The 23704-nt window shown below is 49.3% G+C and carries 25 protein-coding genes; 9 read left to right on the forward strand and 16 right to left on the reverse strand.

All coding sequences use genetic code 11. The features are described 5' to 3' along the window. Positions 1 to 132: 132 nt before the first annotated feature. Both sigZ and ACYZZ0_RS19025 read left to right on the forward strand, forming a co-directional pair. Positions 133 to 669 carry an RNA polymerase sigma factor SigZ gene (gene sigZ, locus ACYZZ0_RS19020; protein WP_461538239.1) on the forward strand — a complete coding sequence of 179 codons (537 nt, stop codon included), beginning with the start codon at positions 133 to 135 and terminating at the stop codon, positions 667 to 669. Positions 670 to 770: 101 nt separating this feature from the next. Continuing rightward, complete coding sequence (locus tag ACYZZ0_RS19025) at positions 771 to 1484, forward strand: glutathione S-transferase family protein (protein WP_461538240.1); 714 nt, start codon at positions 771 to 773, stop codon at positions 1482 to 1484. 31 nt (positions 1485 to 1515) lie between these two features. Here ACYZZ0_RS19025 and ACYZZ0_RS19030 read toward each other — a convergent pair whose 3' ends face one another. The 6 genes from ACYZZ0_RS19030 to ACYZZ0_RS19055 all read right to left on the reverse strand — a co-directional run bounded on the left by ACYZZ0_RS19030 (position 1516) and on the right by ACYZZ0_RS19055 (position 6581). Beyond that, a complete protein-coding gene (locus ACYZZ0_RS19030) occupies positions 1516 to 2409 on the reverse strand; it encodes a LysR family transcriptional regulator (RefSeq protein ID WP_461538241.1) in 894 nt (297 codons plus the stop codon). 110 nt (positions 2410 to 2519) lie between these two features. Next, positions 2520 to 3323 (reverse strand): hydroxyacylglutathione hydrolase, encoded by an 804-nt coding sequence (gloB, locus tag ACYZZ0_RS19035; protein WP_461538242.1) that lies wholly within the window; start codon positions 3321 to 3323, stop codon positions 2520 to 2522. A 51-nt stretch (positions 3324 to 3374) separates the two neighbouring features. Then, on the reverse strand, positions 3375 to 4334 hold the full coding sequence (locus tag ACYZZ0_RS19040; protein ID WP_461538243.1) for a PDR/VanB family oxidoreductase: 960 nt from the start codon (positions 4332 to 4334) through the stop codon (positions 3375 to 3377). 131 nt (positions 4335 to 4465) lie between these two features. Next, positions 4466 to 4852, reverse strand: coding sequence for a cupin domain-containing protein (locus ACYZZ0_RS19045; protein ID WP_461538244.1), 387 nt, complete (start codon positions 4850 to 4852; stop codon positions 4466 to 4468). 44 nt (positions 4853 to 4896) lie between these two features. After that, a complete protein-coding gene (gloA, locus tag ACYZZ0_RS19050; RefSeq protein ID WP_461538245.1) occupies positions 4897 to 5331 on the reverse strand; it encodes a lactoylglutathione lyase in 435 nt (144 codons plus the stop codon). 80 nt (positions 5332 to 5411) lie between these two features. After that, the gene (locus tag ACYZZ0_RS19055; RefSeq protein WP_461538246.1) at positions 5412 to 6581 is read right to left on the reverse strand and encodes an aromatic ring-hydroxylating oxygenase subunit alpha; all 1170 of its coding nucleotides are present in this window, start codon (positions 6579 to 6581) and stop codon (positions 5412 to 5414) included. A 455-nt stretch (positions 6582 to 7036) separates the two neighbouring features. Between ACYZZ0_RS19055 and ACYZZ0_RS19060 the strand changes: the two genes are divergently transcribed. Next, positions 7037 to 8638 carry a BCCT family transporter gene (locus tag ACYZZ0_RS19060; RefSeq protein ID WP_461538247.1) on the forward strand — a complete coding sequence of 534 codons (1602 nt, stop codon included), beginning with the start codon at positions 7037 to 7039 and terminating at the stop codon, positions 8636 to 8638. An 85-nt stretch (positions 8639 to 8723) separates the two neighbouring features. On the opposite strand, the gene ACYZZ0_RS19065 is transcribed toward ACYZZ0_RS19060, so the two are convergent. Next, positions 8724 to 10697, reverse strand: coding sequence for a BCCT family transporter (locus ACYZZ0_RS19065; RefSeq protein ID WP_461538248.1), 1974 nt, complete (start codon positions 10695 to 10697; stop codon positions 8724 to 8726). Positions 10698 to 10868: 171 nt separating this feature from the next. Here ACYZZ0_RS19065 and ACYZZ0_RS19070 point away from each other — a divergent pair, with 171 nt between their 5' ends. The 5 genes from ACYZZ0_RS19070 (at position 10869) to ACYZZ0_RS19090 (ending at position 15578) form a co-directional block, all read left to right on the forward strand. Further along, complete coding sequence (locus tag ACYZZ0_RS19070) at positions 10869 to 11348, forward strand: MarR family winged helix-turn-helix transcriptional regulator (protein WP_461538249.1); 480 nt, start codon at positions 10869 to 10871, stop codon at positions 11346 to 11348. 298 nt (positions 11349 to 11646) lie between these two features. Further along, positions 11647 to 12660 carry an ABC transporter substrate-binding protein gene (locus ACYZZ0_RS19075; protein WP_461538322.1) on the forward strand — a complete coding sequence of 338 codons (1014 nt, stop codon included), beginning with the start codon at positions 11647 to 11649 and terminating at the stop codon, positions 12658 to 12660. A gap of 67 nt (positions 12661 to 12727) precedes the next feature. After that, complete coding sequence (locus ACYZZ0_RS19080; protein ID WP_461538250.1) at positions 12728 to 13627, forward strand: ABC transporter permease; 900 nt, start codon at positions 12728 to 12730, stop codon at positions 13625 to 13627. Next, entirely contained in the window at positions 13620 to 14819 is a 1200-nt protein-coding gene (locus tag ACYZZ0_RS19085; protein WP_461538251.1) for a quaternary amine ABC transporter ATP-binding protein, read from the forward strand. The genes ACYZZ0_RS19080 and ACYZZ0_RS19085 overlap by 8 nt, the downstream gene beginning before the upstream one ends. Before the next feature lie 102 nt (positions 14820 to 14921). Beyond that, positions 14922 to 15578 carry a hypothetical protein gene (locus ACYZZ0_RS19090; protein WP_461538252.1) on the forward strand — a complete coding sequence of 219 codons (657 nt, stop codon included), beginning with the start codon at positions 14922 to 14924 and terminating at the stop codon, positions 15576 to 15578. A gap of 86 nt (positions 15579 to 15664) precedes the next feature. On the opposite strand, the gene ACYZZ0_RS19095 is transcribed toward ACYZZ0_RS19090, so the two are convergent. From ACYZZ0_RS19095 to ACYZZ0_RS19105, 3 genes are read right to left on the reverse strand one after another with little or no spacing between them, the layout of a single operon-like run. After that, a complete protein-coding gene (locus ACYZZ0_RS19095) occupies positions 15665 to 16492 on the reverse strand; it encodes an SDR family NAD(P)-dependent oxidoreductase (protein WP_461538253.1) in 828 nt (275 codons plus the stop codon). Between the two features lie 3 nt (positions 16493 to 16495). Then, on the reverse strand, positions 16496 to 16786 hold the full coding sequence (locus tag ACYZZ0_RS19100; protein ID WP_461538254.1) for a putative quinol monooxygenase: 291 nt from the start codon (positions 16784 to 16786) through the stop codon (positions 16496 to 16498). Between the two features lie 32 nt (positions 16787 to 16818). Continuing rightward, the gene (locus ACYZZ0_RS19105) at positions 16819 to 17844 is read right to left on the reverse strand and encodes a zinc-binding alcohol dehydrogenase family protein (protein ID WP_461538255.1); all 1026 of its coding nucleotides are present in this window, start codon (positions 17842 to 17844) and stop codon (positions 16819 to 16821) included. Between the two features lie 102 nt (positions 17845 to 17946). On the opposite strand from ACYZZ0_RS19105, the gene ACYZZ0_RS19110 reads away from it, so the two are divergent. After that, a complete protein-coding gene (locus tag ACYZZ0_RS19110; RefSeq protein WP_461538256.1) occupies positions 17947 to 18885 on the forward strand; it encodes a LysR family transcriptional regulator in 939 nt (312 codons plus the stop codon). A gap of 9 nt (positions 18886 to 18894) precedes the next feature. On the opposite strand, the gene ACYZZ0_RS19115 is transcribed toward ACYZZ0_RS19110, so the two are convergent. From ACYZZ0_RS19115 to ACYZZ0_RS19140, 6 genes are read right to left on the reverse strand one after another with little or no spacing between them, the layout of a single operon-like run. Continuing rightward, positions 18895 to 19815, reverse strand: coding sequence for a LysR substrate-binding domain-containing protein (locus ACYZZ0_RS19115; protein ID WP_461538257.1), 921 nt, complete (start codon positions 19813 to 19815; stop codon positions 18895 to 18897). After that, positions 19815 to 20207 carry a prenylated flavin chaperone LpdD gene (gene lpdD / locus ACYZZ0_RS19120; protein WP_461538258.1) on the reverse strand — a complete coding sequence of 131 codons (393 nt, stop codon included), beginning with the start codon at positions 20205 to 20207 and terminating at the stop codon, positions 19815 to 19817. Before lpdD ends, ACYZZ0_RS19115 begins: the two co-directional genes overlap by 1 nt. Positions 20208 to 20240: 33 nt before the next feature. Next, positions 20241 to 21140: a SphA family protein gene (locus ACYZZ0_RS19125; RefSeq protein ID WP_461538259.1), complete on the reverse strand. Its 900-nt coding sequence runs from the start codon at positions 21138 to 21140 to the stop codon at positions 20241 to 20243. Positions 21141 to 21152: 12 nt separating this feature from the next. Continuing rightward, on the reverse strand, positions 21153 to 21803 hold the full coding sequence (locus ACYZZ0_RS19130) for a UbiX family flavin prenyltransferase (RefSeq protein ID WP_461538260.1): 651 nt from the start codon (positions 21801 to 21803) through the stop codon (positions 21153 to 21155). A 26-nt stretch (positions 21804 to 21829) separates the two neighbouring features. Further along, positions 21830 to 22060 (reverse strand): non-oxidative hydroxyarylic acid decarboxylases subunit D, encoded by a 231-nt coding sequence (locus ACYZZ0_RS19135; protein ID WP_461538261.1) that lies wholly within the window; start codon positions 22058 to 22060, stop codon positions 21830 to 21832. Between the two features lie 10 nt (positions 22061 to 22070). Further along, complete coding sequence (locus tag ACYZZ0_RS19140; protein WP_461538262.1) at positions 22071 to 23510, reverse strand: UbiD family decarboxylase; 1440 nt, start codon at positions 23508 to 23510, stop codon at positions 22071 to 22073. Between the last annotated feature and the right edge of the window lie 194 nt (positions 23511 to 23704).

Raw genomic sequence — 23704 nt, forward strand, 5'->3', positions numbered from 1 at the left:
CAAACACTGGATAGTAATGCGTGTAGCCTGAAGAAAGCACATAAAGTCTGAAGTAAAAATACTGTATTTAATCGATAGCACTTTATTATTAACCTCAAAATGCCGTTAGCTGCCTACCTATTGGATACTCACATGAACCCTCACTGGAATAACCACAAACACCGATTGAAACAGTATATTTCCAAACAAGTTAATGACCCTTCAATAACCGACGATTTACTACAAGATATTTTTATTAAAGCACAGACTCAAGCTCATCAATTAAGGTCAGAAAGCAGGATCAGTGCCTGGCTATTTCGTATCGCCCACAACATCATTATGGATCATTTTCGTCAGCAAAAGCCTCTGGACGAGCTACCCGAAAACATTGAAGTACCCGTCAAAGATGAGGCTGAACAAGCTCATCAGGATTTGGCGCGCTGCCTGGAGCCCCTAATGAAAGAACTCCCCGACAAATATCAGGTGCCTCTGCAACTGGCTGAACTGGAAGGTTTAAGTCAAAAAGAAGTTGCCGCACAGCTTGGACTGTCTTTATCGGGTGCCAAAAGCCGTATTCAAAGAGGGCGTAGTCAATTAAGGGCGCTTTTTACAGCCTGCTGCGATATTGAAACAGGTCGGGGTGGTGTACTGGATTACACCCCCAAAACAGACAATTGCAAAACCTGCTGATATTTTTTTGCGTCTTTTTTTCAGCTTCTGCGTCTCTATTAGCAACCACAAACCATAGCGACCAAAAGAACGACGTCGTATACCATATAGAGGTGTAAAGGATGCTGAAAGTCATCAGTTTTAAAATCTGCCCTTTTGTCCAGCGTATTACTGCCATTCTGGAAGCCAAGCAGATTCCTTACGAGGTTGAGTACATCAGCCTCAGTGACAAACCACAGTGGTTTCTGGATATCTCTCCCAATGGTCAGGTACCGGTACTGGTAACTGAAAATGGCACGGCCCTGTTTGAATCCGATGCCATCGCCGAATATCTGGATGAGGTATATCCCGCACTGCAGCCTGGTCTTTCATTTGAACAAAAGGCTTTAAATCGTGCATGGAGCTATCTGGGAAGCAAACAATATCTGGTTCAGTGTTCTGCACAGAGAAGTCAGGATATCGCCACCCTGAATGAACGGGCAGAAAAGCTGGCAACGGCTTTTGCCAAGGTAGAGAAAGTGCTGGGAGACACTCGTTTCTTTAGCGGTGACATTCCTGGCATGGTCGATCTGGCATGGCTTCCGGTGCTGCACCGGGCTTATATCGTCAAAGAAAAAACAGGGTTTGATTTTCTGGCAGGATTTCCAAAAGTTCAGAGCTGGCAGTCAGCCCTGATAGCTACGGGTCTGGCTGAAAAGACAGTATCGGAAGATTTTATGGCGAAGTTCAGCCAATTCTACCTGTCAGAAGCAACAGCTCTGGGCGCAGGACTAAGTCCTTGCAGGAACAACGCCGATAAATTAAACAACAGCTGCACAGATATCAGCTGTTGTTAATAACAGGATAATTCCGGGAGCAGGATACCGGTTATGACGCCAGTCTGATCACAGACTCCCGGTTATCCCTGCTCTCACGATCAAGCCAGTTAACAAATGTACGAACGTTGGAAATATTCAGTCTGTCGTCCGGCACCTTGAGATAGTAGGAGTAAGTTGTCAGCACTTCTGAAAAGGGACAGCATAACCGCCCTTCTGCTATCTCGCCCTTGATCAGGTCAGGATGAACCAGGGCAAAACCCAGCTTTTCCGCAGCAGCCTGCTGCCGCACATTGGTGTCACTGTAATATTCATTTCGTACCGGCTGTAACTGTTCCAGACCTGCCAGCTGCAGCCACTCCTGCCAGCTGACGCTGTCATTTTCATGCAACAGTATGTTCTGGCTTAACATCTCCGGATTATATGGTGCTTTCAAATGCTTCAGAAGATCAGGATGGCAGGCGGGTGTGAGCTTTCCCGGGAATAACAGTCGGGCACCGTCAGGTACCTGATCCTCACGCAGCCATTCAATCGAAAGATGAATCAGCGGGTCACTGAAGTCAGCAGACTCATTGGTATGAAAAAAATGAAAATCAAAATCGAATGGCGCATTCTGCAACCGGGGCGCCAACCATTTCATGGCAAAATGTGACCGAACCGAAATTCCAACCGATGTTGCCTCCGCTGAGGCCTTCAGTTTGCCAATATTGTTGCGGATGATAGCCAGCGCTGAAGACAAGTCCCGGAACAGGATCTTCCCTTCGTCAGTTAACACCAGAGTGCTGCCGGAACGATCTAACAGCTTGATACTAAAGTAATTTTCGAGATTTCTTATCTGATGACTGATCGCCGACTGGGTAACATTCAGTTCATCTGCAGCCTTGGTAAAGCTGGCATTGCGGGTAACTGCCTCGAACACCAGCAGAGACTTAAATGGTAACAGCATAAGATGACCTTGCAGTCGCCGGGCGAGCTGCGTTTTTATTATTGTTATTTTTGAGGTCACGATACCTTACTCAAGCCAGAATATATACATCCATAGTCGTTAGACTTGAGTCAGAATTGATCCTTGAGTTTACGGATATGAGCAAAAACCTGTTCGGCAGAATAGCCTGATAAAGACAGACTTTGTTGCAATGCCTGAAGGTCTACTCTCATAAAAGGATTCGTCTCCTGCTCCAGCTTCAGACTGACTGGTACAGTTGGCAGTCCGGCTTCCCTGAGTTCTGTTATTTCCATTTGTCGTTGCTGCAAGCGAGTATTTTCAGGGTCGATATGCGCCGCAAACTTTGCATTGGAAGCCGTATATTCATGACCACAATAGATCATGGTTTGCTGAGGCAGTGACCGTATCTTCTGGATGCTATGCCACATCTGCTCTGCAGTTCCTTCAAACAGGCGACCACAACCAAGCGAAAACAGGGTGTCGCCGGTAAATACAGCTTCAGCTTCCGGCAGCCAGTAACACACATGACCCAGCGTATGCCCCGGAGTGGCAATAACCTGAATATTGATATCACCCAGCTGGAGTTGCTGATCATCGTTTACGGTGAGATCAATCCCGGGAATCCGCTCATGATCAGCCAGTGAGCCGATAATCTTGCAGCCAAACTTTTCTTTAAGCTGCTCATGACCGTCAATGTGGTCCCAGTGATGGTGGGTGGTCAGAACATAGTCCAGTGACCAGCCTCTATACTCCAGTTGCCTGGTAATTTCTTCCGCATCCGGCGTATCAATAACCAGTGTCGTATCACTGTCATGATGATGAACAAGACTGCAATAATTATCGGAAAGACAGGGCAGCTGAACTATTTCGATACCGGACTCAGTACCGCTATTTTCAGGGTTAACTGAAGGCATAAATTAACTTCTTTTATTATTTTTATTTTCAGAACAAAGCAGCACAGCCACTCAAATATCCAGCTTGAGCCTTGAGCTTTTAGCCCTTGAGCAGCAGACCATCAGGACACTCTGTTCCTGCTGTTCATCTTCTGTCAGTACCGAGTCACGATGATCGGCTTCACCCGCCAGCAGCCCGACTTCACAGGAGCCACAGAGCCCCTCTTCACACATGGTTTCTACTTCATGCCCCCGGCTTCTGAGCACTTCCAGAATACTTTGTTCCGGAGTGACCTCGAGTACTTCTCCACTACTGGCCAGCTCCACTTCAAACGCTTTATTTTCAACGACTTCCGTGGTTTCTGCCGCGGCAAAACGCTCAAAGTGAACCCGGATATCCTGTCGTAGTGATGCCGCAGCCAGAATGCTTTGAAGTAATGGCTCTGAACCGCAGGTGTATAAATGGGTTTCCGGAGGCTGATCAGCAACCAGCAGCTCAAGGTTTATCCGGTTTTCCGGCTGACCCAGCGTAAAGTGGCACTGGCACTGATCTCCCAGCTCTTGTTTCAGCAGATCCGCAAACGCAGCCTGTTGTTCTGTTCTGGCCAGATAATGAAGTTTGAAGCTTTTTCCAAGCGCTTTCAGGCGGCGGGCCATCAACATAATGGGTGTTATGCCAATACCGCCGGCAATCAACAAATAGTGAGGCGCTGATTCTTCCAGCTGAAAATGGTTGCGTGGAGGATGGATTGTGAGCTGGCTACCAGGTTTCAGATGCTGATGAATATATTCCGAGCCACCCCGGCTATTTTTTTCCCGCAGTACCGCAATTTGATAAGAACCGGTATCAGCCGGATCACTGCAGAGTGAATACTGTCTGCTGAGCCCGTTTTCCAACAACAGATCGATATGTGCTCCGGCAGTGAAAGCGGGTAATTTTTCCTCGGCAACAGGTGTGAGGATATAGCTTTTGATACTGTCGGTCAGTTGCTCAACATCAGATACTGATACCTGAATAACGTTACTTGTCATCAGAACCTCCATGGATTGAGCACTTTTTATTCATTTAAATCCATATGCTCAGGCTGGCAGCCAAGTCTGACGGACAGCCTGAGTAAAGTGTCCTGTTCCAATGGAAGCGATTAAAACAGGACATCCATCAGTTACATATCTTCAGGATCAATACCGGGCACTTCGGTAATACCCAGTTTCTGTTTCCAGTCCACCGGATATACGGCGTAGAAAATAATGCACTTCTCATCGCACTCGTACTTCACATCCATGCCTTTGGGCATGTAGAGCACATCACCCTCTGCACACTGGTAAGTTTCACCGTCGGCAATCAGACGGAAGTTGCCTTCTTTGACGAAAACAATTTCATCAACTTCCAGATTCCAGGGAACAGAATGGTTGTTAAGGAAGTTCACACCACCCGCCATGGTTTCACTGACTTTGACGTTTACCCACGGTTTGATATAGGTGCCGCCCGGCTGCAGTTCATGGTAACGGTGTTCAATATCGGAAAATTTAAACAGTGTTGGCTTCGGCATTTTATTTCTCTTTTGTTTTTATTCTTGGTTTTGTAGATCGCAATTCAGACAGCAGCTAAAGCCTGCTGATTAATGGGTTCATTTAGTTCAATGACATAGCCATCCGGGTCTTCAATAAAACCCAGCATTCGGGTGCCGTGGTTCATTTTTTTAGCCGGACTGCGAATGGTGACACCTTCACTTTCCAGATAAGCCATGGCTTCCACCACGTTATCCACATTAAAGGCGATATGACCGTAAGCCCGGCCGGTTTCATAAGGCTCTTCCTGATCCCAATTGTAGGTCAGCTCCAGCGTTGTGGTGATATTCTCGGGACCAAACCCGACAAACACATTGGTGAACCGGCCACCGGGGTAATCTGTATTCCGGAGTATCTGCATACCCAGAATCCGGGTATAAAAATCCAGCGATTTATCCAGATTACGTACCCGGATCATGGTGTGATCCAGACGGAACTGGATTGGAGTTTTATCTGTCATGCTCTTTTACTCAGATATTGACTCAGGTAAGTAGCCCGGTCGGATGCTGAATTTCCTCAACCCATCCGCACTCCGCTGACTCAGGCTACCGAGGCTTCTTGTTTTTCTTTGCTACCGGAAAATTCAGTCAGAGAACTCACGACCAGCTCCTGGAAGTTGCGTACACTGTTTTCCCAGTGGGGAGATAACAGGCCGCCGTCAGACGCGACGGAAGACTTCCTCCCTTCCTGCAGTCGTTCACACATTTCATGGTCTTCCTTGTGAACATCAATCCATAGCTGTTTCAGCTTTTCAGCGGATTCGCTATCCAGTTCGGTACCATCGGTCATATAAATTGCACGACGCTGCAGGGTTTTATCCGGCCCCAGAGGTATATTCAGATGCACGCCCATCTGGTCAGGGATGTAACGTCCAAAAACAAAGGTGGGGAAAAGTGTCAGGTAGCGTGAACTGACAGCCAGGGTATCGCCACTGCCATCACCACCTTCTGCACTTTCATCTAGATCAATGGCACTGCCCTGACAATGGCCGTCCACAATGGTGTAATGATCTGTCAGAGGCTGGTCCGTAGTGCTGGAGTGAACAAACTGCACATGGTAAGGCTCGATAAAGTTCTCCATCAGGAACTTCCAGTTGCAGTTCACAATCCCCAAATCAACGACACCCACCAGCTTTACCTTGTCAAAGTCCATACCCTGAATATGCTTTACTAGCGGGGCCATAAACTCTGCAAAAGGCTGGGCGTTGTCATTCACATTGACGAAGATCCAGTCGTGATAGACCTCACAACTCACTTCTTTCAGACCATGCTCTTCCGGGTTAAAGCCTGCAGGTGCAGCTTTTGGATCCTTGCCGGCAAAGTAGGGGGTTGTTCTCAGCTGGCCATCCAGACCATAGGCCCAGGCATGATAGGGGCACTTCAGAATCCGACCGACATTTATCGGTTTATCCACCAGCTTCAGGCAACGATGACGACAGACGTTGTGAAATGCCTTGATGGAATTGTCCTTGTTACGCACCAGTACCACAGGTGTATCACCAACAGTCACCGGCAAGGCATCACCGGGTCGGGACATTTCATGGGCAAAGCCGACCAGCATCCAGTTATTGGGAAACAGATTTTCTTTCTCTGACTGCCAGAAAGCAGAATCAGTATAAGCTTCAGGCGGAAGTCCACGCTTGACCGGGCCGGATTGATGAAATCGGGAAAATGAATCCTGATCCACCTGAGTGGTTGGTATGATGGTCACCTTACATCTCCATCTTTTTGATTTTTATTATTATTTTTTGACAGCTGGAAATAGCTCAGCTGCACATCATCAGGTATGTCTGGCTTGTGGAAACACCCTAACAACCTTGTGATTTTCAGGTCTAATTCGTTTTTTTGGCCGGTCATGAGTTTTTTTCATACCTCCCGGCCGGACAGGCTCAGGCTGGTGCTATGAAAAATATTCATGCCTCATGTGAAATACTAATTATGGGGAGTAGCAGGGGGTTTGTTAGCCTTTATGGCTATCGGGGGTGTCTGGCTCCTGAAAGTGCATCACTTTCACCCCGATCAGTGTTTACCACTGACAATAATAATAAAAAATGATGGTGGTTCCGGCTTTCTGTACTGTTTCTTGCTACGGCGATCTCTTGCCACGGCTAAACCCGTCAGCAACAACTAGAGTTTCAGAAAGTTTGTGCTTCCACAGGAGGCAGTATGAGTAACAGAGAGAACCAGATAGCCGACAGCGGCTGGTTCACCGGTATTAATCCCTCGATGGGAATCCTCGCCAAATCGATGGTCATGGTATTTCTGGTCTTTACGATCCTGAATGTCGACTTTGCCAGCGATATCTACAACAACATCAAGAACTGGATCCAGACCACATTGAACTGGTATTACATCAGTCTGGTTTGTGCCTTTTTCTTCCTTTGTATCTGGCTGGTTAGTAGCAAAGTGGGCAATATCCGCCTGGGTGCCGATGACGAAAAGCCTGAATTCAGTTTCTTTTCCTGGTTTGCCATGTTGTTTGGTGCAGGCATGGGCATTGCCATGTTCTTCTGGAGCATTGCCGAACCGCTCAAGCACTTTCAGGGCAACCCGTTTATGGAAATGGCCGGAGCTCAGGCCGGCACCATGGAAGCTGCCCAGATTGCGACCCGTATCACTTTCTTTCACTGGGGCTTTCATGGCTGGGCGATCTATGCCGTAGCCGGTCTGGCGATGGCCTACTTTGCCTTCCGCAAAGGCCTGCCCCTGACTATTCGTTCAGCTCTGTACCCGATACTGGGTGAGAAAATCTACGGCCCGACAGGCCATGCAGTTGATTTGCTGGGTGTGTTTGCCACCATTTTTGGGGTTGCCACTTCACTGGGACTTGGTGTTTCCCAGATGAATGCGGGGCTGAATTCACTGTTCGGGATGGAAATATCCATCACCAATCAGGTGATTCTGATCGGCGTTATCTCCGTTATTGCGACATTTTCAGTTGTATCCGGTGTTGCCAAAGGAATTCGTATCCTCAGTGAACTGAACCTCAAGTTCATTGTTATCCTGTTTGCGTTTTTCCTATTTGCCGGGCCAACGGTTTTCCTGCTGGGCTTTTATGTCACCAGTCTGGGGGATTACTTCTGGAATATGATTCCGATGGGGTTCTGGACCGATCCGAATCCTGAAAGTCAGTGGCAGGGTTGGTGGACTGTCTTCTACTGGGGCTGGTATATCTCCTGGACTCCGTTTGTCGGCATGTTTATCGCCCGTATCTCCCGGGGTCGTACAATCAAGGAGTTCCTGCTGGGTGTGATTCTGATTCCCTGCCTGCTGAGTTTCCTGTGGATTGCACTGTTTGGCGGCACTGCGTTACATATGGAGCTCTATGGAGCCGGTGGAATTGTTGAGGCCGTTAACAGTGACCTGACGACTTCACTCTATGTGACTATTGAAGCCCTGAATATCGACTGGGCGACTTGGGCGATCTCGGCTCTGGCAACTCTGATGATCCTGAGCTGGTTTGTCACCTCTGCCGACTCCGGCACTTTGGTGATTTGTACCCTGCTGTCACTGGGTGATGAAAACCCACCGGTTAAATTCCGTATTATCTGGGGACTTGGTGTAGGTGCTGTAGCTGCGGTACTGCTGCTGGCCGGCGGCTTGAAAGCATTGCAGGCTGCATCAATTGCAGCAGCACTGCCCTTCTCGGTTGTTATGGTGCTGATGCTGGTCGGATTGATCCACTCTCTGGTAGCCGACTCCGGATTCCAGAAAAAACCGGAAAAAATGGCACGAATGGAGTTAAAACCACAGCCCTCACGGCCCTGAATGTTTCTTCTGAAGATATAAAAAAATGCCCGGCAGATGCCGGGCATTCTGGTATGTCATTAAACATACACGGACTTATGAGGCGCTAGCGCACCATATGCAGGAAGTGCATATGCTTCTCATACTGGTCGATAATATCGCCGATTACCTGCTCACGGGTGTAACCCATGATGTCGTAATCCTGACCACCCTCCTGCAGGAATACTTCAGCACGGAAGTATTTACGCTCATCCTCGTCTTCTTCAACCATAAAGCTGGGTTGAATAAACGAACGTAGTGATACCTTGTAGCGGAAGTCATGTTCGTCACCATGCAGGACATTAAGCGTCGGAACACCTCTTTTTTCATCAACACTGATAGTGCTTTCAACACCCTGTTTTTCCAGTTCACCTGCAACAGACTCCATCGCCGGAATAACAATCTCCTCCAGGAATTTCTTTACATCCTTACGACGGGGGAAATGCACCAGATTGTTGAGTCGGGCCTGCCATGGGATTGGCTTGTGGCCAACCTTCGGAGTCAGTGTAGTCTGCGCCAGACTTTCCTTCTTGGCAGCATCTACAGCCAGCGCCCGCATCAACCCGTAAGCTGAAACCAGTAGAATCATGGAGAAAGGCAGTGCTGTTGCGATAGTCGCCGTCTGCAATGCTTTCAGGCCGCCAGCCAGCATCAATACCATGGCGACCACACCAATCATGCTGGACCAGAATACCCGCTGCCAAACCGGCGTCTTGCTGTCCCCGCCGGAAGCCAGCATATCAATGACCATAGCGCTGGAGTCGGATGAAGTTACAAAAAAGATCACCACCATAATGATCGCGAGGAATGACAGGACAGAAGAAAGAGGGAAGTGTTCCAGGAACTTGAACAGAGCGAGCGACACATCACTCTGAACCACTTCTGCCAGCTCGGTTGCGCCACCATGCATGATCATATCGATGGAAGTGTTACCAAACACAGTCATCCAGAGGAACGTCAGCGCAGTCGGCACAAACAGCACACCCAGCACAAACTCCCGAATAGTCCGGCCACGGGAAATACGGGCGATAAACATACCCACAAACGGTGACCAGGACAGCCACCATGCCCAGTAGAACAAAGTCCAGCCGCCCAGCCAGTCGTTAGGCTCATAAGCATAGAGATTAAATGTTTTATTAACGATATCGGACAGGTAGCTACCGGTATTCTGGATAAACATCTGCAGCAACAGCACTGTCGGTCCCAGAATAATAATCAGCGCCATCAGCAGCAGTCCCAACCCAAGATTGGCTTCGGAGAGAATCCGGATACCTTTATCCAGTCCGGAAGCAACCGAGAGAGTGGCCAGGGCGGTGATCACAATAATCAGCACAACCTGAACCTGGGTGGAGACTTCAACATCAAACAGGTAGTTCAGACCGGAATTGACCTGCAAAACACCATAGCCAAGCGCAGTAGCAACACCGAATACAGTACCCAGAATCGCAAAGATATCGATTGCATGGCCTGCCCAGCCGTGAATCCGGTCACCTATAAGCGGGTAAAGAGCAGAACGCAGTGTCAGCGGCAGTCCATGACGATAGCCAAAGAAGGCCAGAATCAGCGCCACAATGGCGTAAATGGCCCATGCATGCAGTCCCCAGTGAAAGAAGGTGATGTTCAGGGCTTCTTTCGCAGCACCAATAGTTCCGGCTTCTCCAACCGGTGGTGACAGGAAGTGCATAACCGGCTCACCCACACCGAAAAACATCAGGCCAATACCCATACCGGCAGAAAACAGCATGGCAAACCAGGAACCAAAGCTGTAATCCGGCTCCGAGTGGTCAGGGCCCAGCTTGATATCACCGTAACGAGATAAGCCCAGATAGGCTACGCAGAGCAGGATCAGGGCAACAGCGGCGACATAGAACCAGCTGGCATTGGTCATGATACTGGCCTGCAACAGGCCAAACTGGGTGCCGGCACTTTTCGGGAAAGCGATTGTGTAGCCAACAAGACACAGAATAAGCAGTGAGGCGCCCCAGAAAACCGGGGGATTCAGGCTGTAGCGGGGCAGCCTTTGGGGTGTCTGATCAGACATTAGGAACTAGAACTCCTGTGATCAGAAAACAATTCATGATCATCTCCAGCTAAATTTGAGGGCGAAAGGTTATATCTATAAACATTTGAGATCAAAACAAATTTGAGTTTATGCTGTCTTTATGGCAAATAAGAACCACGATTCAATAACCCCTCTAGCAGTGAAAATGAAATGACAGAACCCTGTTACTGGAACGATGTACTGGTGTCCCTGAGACAAATCATCCGTGCGACTGATCTTCACTCAAAACGCATGCTCAAAGTCTGTGGTCTGTCTATTCCGCAGGTAATGGTGTTAAGAGCTATCGAGTCACTGGGCGATGTGACCGTACGCAGGGTGGCGCAACATGTTTCATTGAGCCAGGCCACTGTTACAACGATTCTGAACCGACTGGAAGATCGCCAGTTAATTGCCCGGGTTCGTTGCTCCGGTGATAAAAGGATAGTCAATGCCCGTCTGACCGACGAAGGCCGTAAAGTATTGGCAGAAGCTCCACCACTGTTGCATGAGAAGTTTATCAACCGCTTTGAATCACTGCAGGACTGGGAGAAAACCCAGCTGCTATCAGCCCTGCAGCGCGTTGCCACCATGATGGATGCCGAGACAATTGATGCTGCTCCAGTACTTGCCATCGAAGCGATCGCACCCTAAAAACCCCTTCACACATTTCTGATAATTTCTCTGGAAATCGGGCTGAATAAAGCCCGATACCCACCTTCCTCCGGTTTTTATTCCACTTATTGATTTGATGTCTAATTATTAGTTCTGTAACCTATACGGCAGAAAGTGGGTATGCCATAAAACAGCCATGAGCGAAATAAAAAGCCATGAGCGAAAGCAGGATCTTTTTGTCACTCATACGGGATAAAAGATTTTTATGGTCAATAAAAATGCCAAGCGCACCTTACCCGATAGAATAATAAAAGCAGCACATAAGAGCGGAACTATGATGCAACGTATTAAGACTGCAGGTTCTGCAGTCCTCGCTATCAGCGCCCTGTTTGCCACCCCGGCTTTTGCCGGCGACTCCTGCGGCAAAGTCACTATTGCTGACATGAACTGGAACTCCGCCACCCTGATTGCAAATATCGACCGGTTTGTTCTGGAGCATGGCTTTGGGTGTGAAGCCGAGCTGGTACCAGGCGACACTATGCCTACCGGAACTTCCATGGTTGAAAAAGGCGAACCGGATATTGCACCGGAGCTTTGGAGCAACGCAATGAAAGCTGCGCTGGACAAGGGGGTTGAAGAAAAACGATTGCGCTATGCCGGTCAGGCCCTGATAGATGGTGGTGAAGAGGGTTTCTGGGTACCCAAGTACCTTGTAGACGACAATCCTTCACTGGCTACGATTGAAGGTATCAAGAAGCATGCGACGATATTTGAGCACCCGGAAGATCCTGAACTAGGTGCCTTTTATGGATGCCCCGCCGGCTGGAACTGCCAGACAACAGCAGGTAATTTATTTAATGCCCTGAAGCTGGAAGAATCCGGCTTTGAGCTGCTCGATCCGGGTTCCGGTGCCGGACTGGCCGGATCACTGGCCAAAGCCTACGAACGCAAAGAACCCTGGTTTGGTTATTACTGGGCTCCAACAGCCGTATTGGGCAAATATGAGATGGTAAAGGTTGATTTCGGTACCGGTGTCGATAAAAACGAGTACATCACCTGCATCTCCCAAAGCGACTGTCTGAAACCAAAAGCAACCATGTATCCCCCTTCACCGGTGCATACAGTCACAACCGAATCTTTTGCTGCCAAAGCACCTTCTGCCTATCAGTACTTACAGCAACGCTCCTTCACTAATGCGGATATGAACCGTTTACTGGCCTGGATGGAAGATGAGCAGGCCGACGGTGAAATCGCCATGGAGCATTTCATGAAAAATAACCCTGACCAGTGGAAAAAGTGGTTGCCTCAGGAAGCTGCAGAAAAAGTCAACAAGGCACTGGCTGAACTCTGATTAACGACTCTGGTTAAAACTTAGCCAATCAACTTTCCGGGCAGTAAGGCAAAGGCAGGCTCAGCTTATGGCAGAAAAATCCTGGTTAACAGACTTTCCCCAGATGGAACGGGGCGACCTGATAGCTATTCGTAAAACATTGGATGGCGCATATCGGGACTTCTCGAGGGAATACGGCGATGTTATTGAAGCCGTTTTTGACCCCCTGCTGAATTTTCTGATCTGGTTTGAGCGGCTGTTGCTGCAATCACCCTGGTGGCTGGTACTGGGTGCTATTACCGGACTGGTTTATCTCGCCAGCCGCAGTTGGAAGTTGTCCGGCAGTGTCGTAGTTGCCCTGCTCGCCATCGGTTACTTCGGCATGTGGGACAATACCATGCGGACCCTTAGCATGATCACGGTCTGTACCCTGCTGGCCATTGCGCTCGGGGTTCCTATCGGTATTGCAATGGCGCGCTCTGACCGGGTTCAGAATATTGTCACGCCGATGCTCGATGTGATGCAGACTATGCCCGCCTTTGTCTACCTGATTCCGGTTGTAATGCTGCTGGGCATTGGCAAAATCCCGGGTCTGATCGCAGTCATTATTTACGCTATTCCCCCGGTTATCCGGCTTACTAACCTCGGGATAAGACTGGTCGATCGGGAGGTACTGGAAGCGGCTACCGCCTACGGTGCCAACCCCTTCCAGCGACTGTTCGGAGTCCAGTTGCCACTGGCGATGCCGACTATTATGGCGGGTATTAACCAGACCATCATGATGGCTCTGGCAATGGTCGTTATTGCTTCCATGATCGGCGTTAAAGGGCTGGGGCAGCCGGTGCTGAAGTCCATCACTAACCAGTATTTCACCCTTGGCCTGCTGAACGGTCTGGCGATAGTGGTGCTGGCAATTATCTTTGACCGGGTGTCTCAGGCCTGGGCCAAACGCAGTCAAAAACACCTTGGAGAACTCAGTCATGGCTGAACAGGCGCTGATCGAAATCTGTGAGCTCTACAAGGTATTTGGTAAATACCCGGCATCGGTGATGTCACAGGTGCATGAGGGAGCCGGCAAGGATGAACTGCTGGCTGAAACCGGACACACCCTCGGCCTCAGAGATATCAACTTGAAGATTAACCGGGGTGAGATCTTCGTGATCATGGGCTTGTCCGGTTCCGGAAAATCAACCCTGATTCGTCACTTTAACCGCCTGATTGACCCTACCGAAGGCAAAATATTAGTCGACGGTGTTGATGTGATGGAACTGAACAAAAAGGAGCTGGAACAGTTCAGACGTCACAAGATGTCTATGGTATTTCAGCGCTTCGGCCTGCTGCCTCATAAAACCGTACTGGAAAATGTCAGCTACGGTCTGGCCGTTCAGGGCGTCAAGAAACCGGTTCGCCACCAGAAAGCAACTGAATGGCTGGAAACAGTCGGTCTTAAAGGTTACGAGCAACAATACCCATCCCAGCTCTCCGGTGGTCAGCAGCAACGTGTTGGTCTGGCCAGAGCCCTCTGCACAGATGCTGAAATCCTGCTGATGGACGAAGCATTTTCAGCTCTTGATCCTCTGATTCGCAGTGAAATGCAGGATCAGTTGATCGAACTACAGGACAAACTGCACAAGACTATTGTCTTTATTACTCATGACCTAGATGAGGCTCTTCGTCTGGGTGACAAGATTGCCATTCTGAAAGACGGCGAGCTGGTACAGCAAGGCAAACCGGAAGAGATCCTGCTAAACCCTGCGACAGAATATGTGGAAGCGTTTGTTAAGGACGTGAACCGCGCCAGAGCCCTGACTGTCGAAACGGTTATGAACCCGCCAATCAGCCGGATTACCGCCAACACTATTGGCGAAGCACTGGAGCAAATGAAAAAGCTGCCCGAGGATTACGGCTATTACGTCAATGAAGATGGCTATCAAGGTATATTGCTGCAGGAGACACTGGAACAGGCCGCAGAAGATAATGCTGAAGCAGCTCTGAATGAAACGCTGATAGAAGAGCTCGAGGCTGTATCTCCGGACGCCATACTCGAATCCGTGATCCCGGAAACGCTGGATACAGAATATCACCTGCCAGTCGTTGATGAAGAGGGCAGCCTGCAAGGTGAGTTATCCCGAAGCAATCTGGCAGAGGTACTAGGCGATTCTTCCCGTCAGGCTGCATGATTCCTGAGGCAACGCATTACTCTGATCAAAAGTGCCGGTGGTTGCGTCGTATTTATTAAAATGGAATGCTGAAGTTAATTCCTGAATACATGCAACCACTCCATGTCCTTATTTACCTGTCGTCCCTTTCTTCTTTGCTTCAGCACTCTGATTCTAATCTCCGGCTGCACTCCGTCGGAAAAGATACCTGCGGGTTACTACCAAGTTAAACACCAGCTATTCAGCAATCCGGAATACCAATACAAACACCGCCAGTATGAGCTGACAACAGCTGACGGGAAGCATCTGACCTTGATAGAAGATGGCCTTTATAGTGATGAGGTCAAGTTTACGCTCAAGTACAAAGACCAGCAGTTGGTACTGACGGGCTACTACTTGCAGCTGGAGGCTATTTGCCGTGAAACTGAAAGTCAGATGCCGTTTTTCTGGTTTACAGACCGGAGTGGAGGCAATGTTGATGACAACGAATTACTATCCGTAGGACTCGTCGGTGAACAGCTGACAGATATGGGATCAACCCTTTATAGCGGTGGTGCCGCGGAGGCGCATGATCTGCTCAATTGTGATATTGCTCAAAAACCCCTTCCTTTAAATTACGACTCACTTCTATCCAGTTCCGCCGTATTTTCTCCATGCAGCTGCGATGGAGATATTTATGTACCCCATCCACGTTATGACCTTGAGGAGTGGCTGGACTATATCAATGCCAGCCCTGAAGAACGCGAAGAGTGGCGTGAGCAGTTTTCTGATGACCTGTAGAGTACACCTGAAAAGCCAGTGTTAATGGGAGAACAAAATACCGGGGCCGGATAGGTGCTCAAACACCAAACAGCAACCGGCCGCTCTCAACCAAAGAACCAGGCCACACCAGAAACCTGCATCAGAACATCTTCGATAGCAGTCAGCACTTGTTCGACTTTTCTGGTGTCCAGCGCATCAGGGTGAGGAGCACTGAACTGTTCTGAGTCATTATCAAAATACTGCCCATGAGCCGTAGCAAATTCATCAGACAGCGCCGCACGACAAAGAATATCTGCACCGATACTCAAGTCACCGCCTGCGATGCCGTAGGCGTCCTTTACCATCTTGCTGCCAAGCAATGATTTCGGGTTTACGGCAACAATCACAGGTCCACTGTCCTTGAGAGATAATCCCATATGCCGGGACCACATCGTCAGTGCTAGCTTGCTCTGGGCGTAGGCTTCACTATCGGATAACAGGCCTTTGCCAGCCAGTGCTTCAGGGGAAACCCGGGCCTGTGCTGCAGAAGACAGATTAATGACTCTGCCTGCCTCATCCAGCAAGGGCAGTAACCGTTTTGTCAGCAGGTATGGCGCAACAGTGTTGACGGCAAAACGTACATCCAAACCATCCTGAGTGCGTGTATTCTCGGTACGATAGACACCTGCATTATTGATAATCACATCCAGCTTTGCATGCTGCTGAGCAATCGTTTCAGCCAGTGTTTTAACTTCAGACAAGCGGGACAGGTCAGCAACAAAGCTTTCAATACGTCCACTGTCTGACAAACCGGATAATTTTTGCTGAACATTTTTCAGCTTGTCCGGATTACGCCCGTGCAGCAGCACATGATGCCCCTGTGATACCAGCATTCTGGCGGTTTCAAACCCGATACCATCCGTGGCACCGGTGATCAGTATAATTTTTTGCATTAATCAGCCAACCCTGGTCATTTCATTGACGGTGAAAGCTTCAACTGCGCCCTCTGTGGCAGCCAGATAATCTTTCAAATGCTGAGCACCCATATGCGCCTGCCAGAGTTCACGGGATGCCCAGTTTTCATAAAACATAAAATGGGCCGGGTTTTCATTATCCTGATGCAGGTCGTAATTGATGCAGCCTTCTTCAGCAAGTGTTGGAGCAATCAGCTTGTTTAACTCTGCTTTTACCAGCTCAATCTTGTCTGCTTTGGCTGTGATATTTGCAACGATTGTAAGTTGAGACATTTTTAACTCCCGATGATGCAAATGAGGTTTGATTAAAATCCCTGCAGCACAATCTTTCCGATTGAACGACCAGATTCCAGTTCCTGATGTGCGGCCTTCAGATTATCTGCACTGATAATGCCCAGATTCTTACCCACCGTTGTCTGGATATAACCTTCATCAACCAGTTCGGATACCCGGTCAAGCAAACGATTCTGCTCATTCATGTCGGCTGTCTGATACATCGAGCGTGTGTACATAAACTCCCAGTGCAGCGACAAACTCTTGGGCTTCAGCTTCTTGATATCCAGGGTTTCAGGGTCATCAATCAGCGCAATTTTTCCGAAAGGAGCCAACAGCTCTACATAACTGTCGATATAGGAATCAGTACTATTGAGACTGGCAACATGAGTCACTGGCCCAATACCCAGCGCTTCAATCTGGGGTTGCAGGGATTTGGTGTGATCAACAACAAAGTCAGCTCCCAGCTTTTGAACCCACTCTCTGGAACTGCTTCGCGACGCTGTCGCAATAATGGTGGCGCCGCTCAGGACTTTGGCCAGCTGGATTAAAATAGAACCGACTCCACCCGCAGCACCAACGACCAGAATAACTTCGTTTGATTTCTGCTGATGTCCTGCTTCCTGCTGCTGAATTTCCAGACGTTCAAACAGCAGTTCCCATGCCGTAATAGCTGTTAGAGGGAGCGCTGCGGCTTCAGCATCAGACAGGCTTTTAGGCTTGCGACCAACGATGCGTTCATCGACCAGCTGATACTCGGCATTACTGCCCTGACGGGTCAGGTCACCGGCATAGAAAACGGTATCCCCGGGTTTGAACTGAGAGACATTTTCACCTGCCGCAACAACTTCGCCAACGGCATCCCAGCCCAGCACTTTATAATTACCATCTTCAGGTGCCACATTCTGACGGATTTTATAATCCACAGGATTTACGGCGATGGCCTTCACCCTGACAAGCAGATCACGCCCGCTGGCAATTGGCTGTGGCAGTTCAATATCGACCAGTGAATCAACATCATCGATGGGTAAGGATTTGAGATAACCTACTGCTTTCATTGCAGCCTCCAGTTAAGTAGTCACTGGATACAAGAGTAGAGCTTGATTAGCAGCCATTAAACAGCACAACAACCGAATCATTATCAAAATATTTTTGAAAATATGTTACTGGAAGATCTTCAGGTAGTGCTCAGAGTCGCAGAGTTTCGAAGTATTACTGCTGCTGCAGCCAGCCTTGATATGCGCACAGCAACAGCCAGTGCAGCCATCAAACGGGTGGAAAAGGCTCTGGGCGTTGATCTGTTTATTCGAACCACACGACACCTGAAACTTTCCGGTGCCGGTGAAAAATATCTTCCAAGCTGCGAACAGGCGTTGATGATGCTCGAAAGGGCGCGCCAGAATGTCCGGGATGATCTGGATAACGTAGACGGAGAGCTGCGCATTGCCTTATCGTCAGACCTTGGGCGCAATCTGGCGATGCCCTGGCTTGATGAATTTATGGAAACATATCCATCCGTTAGCCTGCGCTCGCATATCAGTGACAGTAATATCGATTTCTACCGGGACTCGGTTGATATGGCTCTGCGCTACGGTTCACCCGGTGATGCCAGTCTTTACGGCTTCAAGATATGTAACGTGCCTATCGTACTGTGTGCGACAGAGGACTATCTGGCCCAGAACGGTACCCCACAACATCCGCATGATCTGGCATCACACAACGGGCTCTTTTATCAGCTGCACGATATTCTGCATGATGTATGGAAGTTTTCGGATGGCAGCACCGAGTATAAGGTCAAGATGACCGGCAATCGTGCTTCCAATGACGGTGACCTTGTAAGACGCTGGTGTGTATCCGGCAAGGGACTGGCGATCAAATCCAGCCTGGATATGGCCGCAGATTTACTGGCAGGCAGGGTCGTTAATGTCATGCCTGACTTTCAGCCCCCTCAGACAGAACTCTGGCTTATTTGCCCCGGCAGACAGTCGATTACACCGGCAGTCAGACTACTGAGAGAACATTTCAAGGCGAAGTGCAGTGATATTCTGCAGCAGCTCACACAACAAGGCATTATCAAGAATCCGGCTAACAACTGCTGAAAGGAAAAGTCACACCTCTTCAGGGTTTGAAGCCGACTGCAGTGCCTTTAAAAACTGTTGGCCCACCCGGGTCAGCTGATCATCAAGATAAATAGCGTAAAGATCTGCCGGCAGCTTTTCCCTGAGTTCAAGGATATGGAACTGATTGCTGGCTCTGGCAGTACTTTCAGGTACGACAGCAACAACATCATCACAGACCCGAATAACCTCCATCAGGGTCTGAACCTCATTAACTTCCTGCCGGATTGAGGGGTTAAAGCCCAAAGCCAGACAGCTGTTAACTACCATTTGGGCCGTTGCCGAGAGGTTCCGGTTCAGCAGGATGATCTCTTCCTGTCTGATATCCCATAATGAAACCTGCTTCAGACTGCTGAATGAATGCCGGTGTGAAACCACAACAAACATGTTTTCTTCGTAACATTTCATGCGTGACAGTGGTTCGATATTTTCGGTATCAGAGTAACGGACCAATCCCAGGTCTATGGAGTTATCAATCAGTCGTCGTTTTTGCTCGATAGGACTGATCTCGTGAAAAGTTACCTTACTGTCAGGACAGAGCTTCCTGAACCGGGTCATAACCTGGTCAAAGCCGGCCTGGAAAACCGAGCTGTTAAGGCCAATATTGACGATATTATTCTGTTCCCGGCCGATTCGAATGACCTTGTTCAGGGCATTATCCATATGGTCAAAAATCAGCCTGCATTCACAGGCCAGCTGCGCGCCAGCCTCCGTCAGTTCAACATGGCGCGAATTGCGGTACACCAGCTCAACACCCAGTAGCTCTTCCAGCTGACGGATTTTGAAGCTCAGGGGGGAGGCGGTGATATTCAGCAGCCTGGCAGCTTTCCCAAAATGCTCGGTTTGAGAAAGCACATAAAAATACCGCAGCATTTTCAGGCTCACCCGACCACTTTCAACCAGACCTTTCATTACTCGCAGGGCTCTGTGCTTGAGGTAGACAGCTTTGTTATCAACTCTGCCACCATATCCATTACCCGTTGCTCAATCTCCAGAATATCCTCCATCAGAATATTCGGATAATGAACACCACAGGCTGCAACGACGGTACATTCCAACGCTTTAGCCAGCTTTTTAGCCACTGGGCGCGCCAGTTCAACATCTTTGTGTCCCTGAAGAGAGACGACCTGTTCGGTATAGGTCAGGCGATCCGCTTCATGCAACGCCGGGCTCATAAATCCCATAACAACACCACCAATATGAGGTACCTTGCCGCCATAAACACTGACGTTAAGATCATTTCCCATACGGCAGGCATCCAGACGCAGGGGCTGGGATTTATAGTGTCGTTCAAGCGCTATCATCAATCAGCCTCCTGCTAACAACCTGTTTTCGGCTCAAAACATATGGGTAAAAGTCAGGGTAGCCACCGTGCCTTCAGCACGGTCTCTGGCACCAAACTCTTTCAGAGCCCGGAGGTTAACAGAACTTCTGCTGGCTGGCAGAGCTATCGTGAGTTCCGGCCCGGCAGCATGAACCCGGTCATGGACGTGCCGGTTTACAGCATCCCGGCCCTTGTCATCCGTAACCTGCCACTGGCTGTATCCGGCAATACCGGCATTCCAGCCATTCTGGAAAGTCTTGCCAACACCCCACTCAAAATGGAAGTCATCTCCCGGAGTAAAGTGACTGTGCTTCTTGCGGGAGTGGACTTCATAACGGGTCAGGATCGATGCAGACCAGGTTTTATCCTCATCCAGCATCAGCGTTCCGCCCAGCGTCGTCATAAAGGTTGAGTAGCCTTTACCGGGAGAAGCGGGTTTATTGCGATCATATGATCCCGTCGGCAAATAAACCGACAAGCCAAATGCAGCCTGATAGCCGTCTCCGCGCCATGTCAGACCAAACGGCTCGATATTGATATCTCCCAAACCACTTCTGTCATCATCAACACCGGCTGCCTTGATCGCCAGATTGGTGTTAACCAGCGGAAGGGTGGCATCCATGAAAACATCGGCGCCCAGCAGTTTTTGATCTGTTACCCACAGAAACCGGTTAGCGATTGCCAGCACTTTGCTGTCGAAACCAACTTGCTGTCTTTTACTATGACGATCCATCGACTTGCCCGCATGATAAAAGACATTGTACATACGGTAGTAAAAACCCGGAGGAGCAATACTGGCAGCATTAACGCCTTCAATACCACTGATGTAATGATTATTGGCACTGGCAAAAGCCGTAGCAGATAAGGTGGCCAAACTGGCAACAGCAGTCAGGCGTAATAAGATTCTGATCATCCCTGTGCCCTGTTATTTGCTTTCAGGTAAAGGCTTGCAAAGCTCACTGCCCCAGCGGCGAAAACCCGGCATTTCAAGGCCAAACTCGTTCAACACCTTGCCAACCAGATGCAGACTCATATCCCTTACTGTTTCGGGCTGGTTATAGAACGTCATCATGGCCGGCATCATCACCACGCCCATATTGGAAAGGGTCAGCATGTTGTCCAGATGAATGCTGTTCAACGGCGTTTCCCGTGCCACCAACACCAGCTTCTTCCGTTCCTTCAAAGTGACGTCTGCAGCACGCAGCAGGAGGCTGTCGGAATAGCCGGTACGAACACCGGCGAGGGTTTTCATACTGCAGGGGATAATCACCATTCCTTCGGTCTTGAAGGTACCGCTGGCAATACTGGCGCCCACTTCATTACGGCCATATACATGATCAGCCAGCTCATACAGCTGCTGCTCATTCATGCCAACTTCGTGCTCCAGTGTCAGTAATGCGCTGTCGGTAATAACCAGATGGCTTTCCCAGCCTTCCTGTTGTTGCAGCGCTTTTAACAGATAGACACAGAGTTCGGCGCCACTGGCACCACTCATACCAATCGTCAGTCGTTTTTTCTGCATGGACACCGCCTTGTTACTCAGTCGCCCGAACAAGTGAAAGCGGCCTTCAGGCATCACAGAAGACCGCTGCTATCGAAGAGTTATTGCTTGTTCTTTCGGGTTGTGATGCGGGGAAAGTCAGTAAACGACTTCATCGTTTCATCAGTCCACTGAAAAGCCTTTGGGAACTGTTCCCGGGTACGATTCTCAACCACTTCCGTCGTACGCCAGGCATAACGGCAATCAGGGCAGCTGTACAGGATCCAGGACTTGTCACTGGCCTCGGTCATTACTTCAGCATTCTGTTTGCCGCAACGAACACATTGAGTCATGACAACCTCCTTAAAGCGCCTTAATCATGGCAGTCAGTTTCTGTTCCCACTCACCAGTTCCGGTTGGATGAACAATGTCCTCTTTGGGCTTGCTGTTGCCGCGCAGGTCAGGCGCTGTGGGACGGCAGGCATCAATTACCATCTTGGCAGTGATTCCTGTCGGGACAGAAGCCGGATCCAGTCCGACTGATGGCAAACCATTAATCAGGGAAACATCAAACTGGGGATTCATATTGCAGGACATAGCCCACATCACCTGATACATGTCGAACGGATCAACATCGTCATCCACCATAATTACGGTTTTGGCAGAGATCAGACCCGGTGCAGTAGTCATTGCACGCAGGGCCGCCGACTTGGCAATGCCACCCATGTTTTGGTCAATAGAGATAATGGTTACCAGCCCATAGCAATTGAGTGCGTTCACTGCCTTAATACCCGGGAAGTTGGTTTTCAGCTCCTGGTGCATGGCCACGCCATTGTTAAATGCCATGATGTAATCGCTTTCACTCATGGGGCGGGCCAGATGCAGATTTTCAAATACCGGCTGATCACGGTGCATAACCCGGGTCACCTTGAACAGTGGCATCTTGCGGTTACCGCAATAGAAACCGGTAAACTCACCAAACGGTCCTTCATGCTCTCGTTCGCCGGCAATAATTTCGCCTTCAATGATGTATTCAGCAGACCAGGGCAGGTTCAGACCGGTATGTTCTGACTTGTAAACTTCAAAGGGGGAATCCTGCAGCGCTGCAGCCAGCTTGAACTCACTTTCTTCATAAGGCAGCGGAGAGCAGGCTGCTACGGACAAGGCCGGTGGTACCCCGATAGCTATGGCGACCTTGAGATTTTCTCCGCGCTCTTCAGCGATACTCAGATGTCTGGCGCAGTCATGCCCCGGCACAAACTGGGCAGACAGCAGATTCTTGCCCTTGGCCTGTACCCGGTAGATGGAAACATTTTCCTTGTCGTCATTATTCGGTTCACTAATATCCCGGCTGATAAAGGCTCCCTTGGTAATATACGGCGCACCATCACGTTCATTGCCGCGGAACAGGGGAATCAGTTCAAACAGGTTGATGTCATCGCCTTCAATAATGTTGTCCATAAAAGGCGGTTGTTCTGTTTTTTCTTGCAGTTCCCACGGACTGTCTGACCAGCGTCGCAGCACTTCCTGATAGATCTGCTGTTGGGAGGATTCTTTCGGCAGCCCCATGGACAGGGCATAGTTAGGCCAGGAAGACACCGTATTCAGGACAATACGTTTGCCCGGATAGCCCTGCAGGTTATTGAACATCAGCGCCGGGGAGGTTTCCCCTATATTCTGTCCGGCCTGAGCGGCGGCGCTCAGGTCCGGTTCCAGCGCATGTTCCCGATTAAAAGACAAAAGTTGTTTTTCTTGCTGCAACAGTTCAAGCAGTTCACGCAGACTTTTCGGAGATTCAGACATGAGAGCCTCGAATGTTCTTCAGAAGCAGCGGGCATCTCGGTTAAATGTCTGTAGCTGAATAACGGGAGGCCTGCCGCACAGGGTCAGAAGGTTGTCAGCCGCTACTTTAGGAAATACGTCACAGTTAAAAAATCGCTTTAAAAAGCATGGATCATTCTAAAAAACAGCACGATATAAGCTGATAGTCCGAAGAT

This window comes from Spongorhabdus nitratireducens (assembly GCA_947387575.1).
Lineage (GTDB): Bacteria > Pseudomonadota > Gammaproteobacteria > Pseudomonadales > Endozoicomonadaceae > CANDOC01.

Excerpts from the sequence above, each read along its gene's own strand:
- sigZ (WP_461538239.1), top strand. The coding sequence starts at position 133 with ATGAACCCTCACTGGAATAACCACAAACACCGATTGAAACAGTATATT.
- ACYZZ0_RS19025 (WP_461538240.1), top strand. The coding sequence starts at position 771 with ATGCTGAAAGTCATCAGTTTTAAAATCTGCCCTTTTGTCCAGCGTATT.
- ACYZZ0_RS19030 (WP_461538241.1), bottom strand. The coding sequence starts at position 2,409 with ATGCTGTTACCATTTAAGTCTCTGCTGGTGTTCGAGGCAGTTACCCGC.
- gloB (WP_461538242.1), bottom strand. The coding sequence starts at position 3,323 with ATGCCTTCAGTTAACCCTGAAAATAGCGGTACTGAGTCCGGTATCGAA.
- ACYZZ0_RS19040 (WP_461538243.1), bottom strand. The coding sequence starts at position 4,334 with ATGACAAGTAACGTTATTCAGGTATCAGTATCTGATGTTGAGCAACTG.
- ACYZZ0_RS19045 (WP_461538244.1), bottom strand. The coding sequence starts at position 4,852 with ATGCCGAAGCCAACACTGTTTAAATTTTCCGATATTGAACACCGTTAC.
- gloA (WP_461538245.1), bottom strand. The coding sequence starts at position 5,331 with ATGACAGATAAAACTCCAATCCAGTTCCGTCTGGATCACACCATGATC.
- ACYZZ0_RS19060 (WP_461538247.1), top strand. The coding sequence starts at position 7,037 with ATGAGTAACAGAGAGAACCAGATAGCCGACAGCGGCTGGTTCACCGGT.
- ACYZZ0_RS19065 (WP_461538248.1), bottom strand. The coding sequence starts at position 10,697 with ATGTCTGATCAGACACCCCAAAGGCTGCCCCGCTACAGCCTGAATCCC.
- ACYZZ0_RS19070 (WP_461538249.1), top strand. The coding sequence starts at position 10,869 with ATGACAGAACCCTGTTACTGGAACGATGTACTGGTGTCCCTGAGACAA.
- ACYZZ0_RS19075 (WP_461538322.1), top strand. The coding sequence starts at position 11,647 with ATGCAACGTATTAAGACTGCAGGTTCTGCAGTCCTCGCTATCAGCGCC.
- ACYZZ0_RS19080 (WP_461538250.1), top strand. The coding sequence starts at position 12,728 with ATGGCAGAAAAATCCTGGTTAACAGACTTTCCCCAGATGGAACGGGGC.
- ACYZZ0_RS19085 (WP_461538251.1), top strand. The coding sequence starts at position 13,620 with ATGGCTGAACAGGCGCTGATCGAAATCTGTGAGCTCTACAAGGTATTT.
- ACYZZ0_RS19090 (WP_461538252.1), top strand. The coding sequence starts at position 14,922 with ATGTCCTTATTTACCTGTCGTCCCTTTCTTCTTTGCTTCAGCACTCTG.
- ACYZZ0_RS19095 (WP_461538253.1), bottom strand. The coding sequence starts at position 16,492 with ATGCAAAAAATTATACTGATCACCGGTGCCACGGATGGTATCGGGTTT.
- ACYZZ0_RS19100 (WP_461538254.1), bottom strand. The coding sequence starts at position 16,786 with ATGTCTCAACTTACAATCGTTGCAAATATCACAGCCAAAGCAGACAAG.
- ACYZZ0_RS19105 (WP_461538255.1), bottom strand. The coding sequence starts at position 17,844 with ATGAAAGCAGTAGGTTATCTCAAATCCTTACCCATCGATGATGTTGAT.
- ACYZZ0_RS19110 (WP_461538256.1), top strand. The coding sequence starts at position 17,947 with ATGTTACTGGAAGATCTTCAGGTAGTGCTCAGAGTCGCAGAGTTTCGA.
- ACYZZ0_RS19115 (WP_461538257.1), bottom strand. The coding sequence starts at position 19,815 with ATGAAAGGTCTGGTTGAAAGTGGTCGGGTGAGCCTGAAAATGCTGCGG.
- lpdD (WP_461538258.1), bottom strand. The coding sequence starts at position 20,207 with ATGATAGCGCTTGAACGACACTATAAATCCCAGCCCCTGCGTCTGGAT.
- ACYZZ0_RS19125 (WP_461538259.1), bottom strand. The coding sequence starts at position 21,140 with ATGATCAGAATCTTATTACGCCTGACTGCTGTTGCCAGTTTGGCCACC.
- ACYZZ0_RS19130 (WP_461538260.1), bottom strand. The coding sequence starts at position 21,803 with ATGCCTGAAGGCCGCTTTCACTTGTTCGGGCGACTGAGTAACAAGGCG.
- ACYZZ0_RS19135 (WP_461538261.1), bottom strand. The coding sequence starts at position 22,060 with ATGACTCAATGTGTTCGTTGCGGCAAACAGAATGCTGAAGTAATGACC.
- ACYZZ0_RS19140 (WP_461538262.1), bottom strand. The coding sequence starts at position 23,510 with ATGTCTGAATCTCCGAAAAGTCTGCGTGAACTGCTTGAACTGTTGCAG.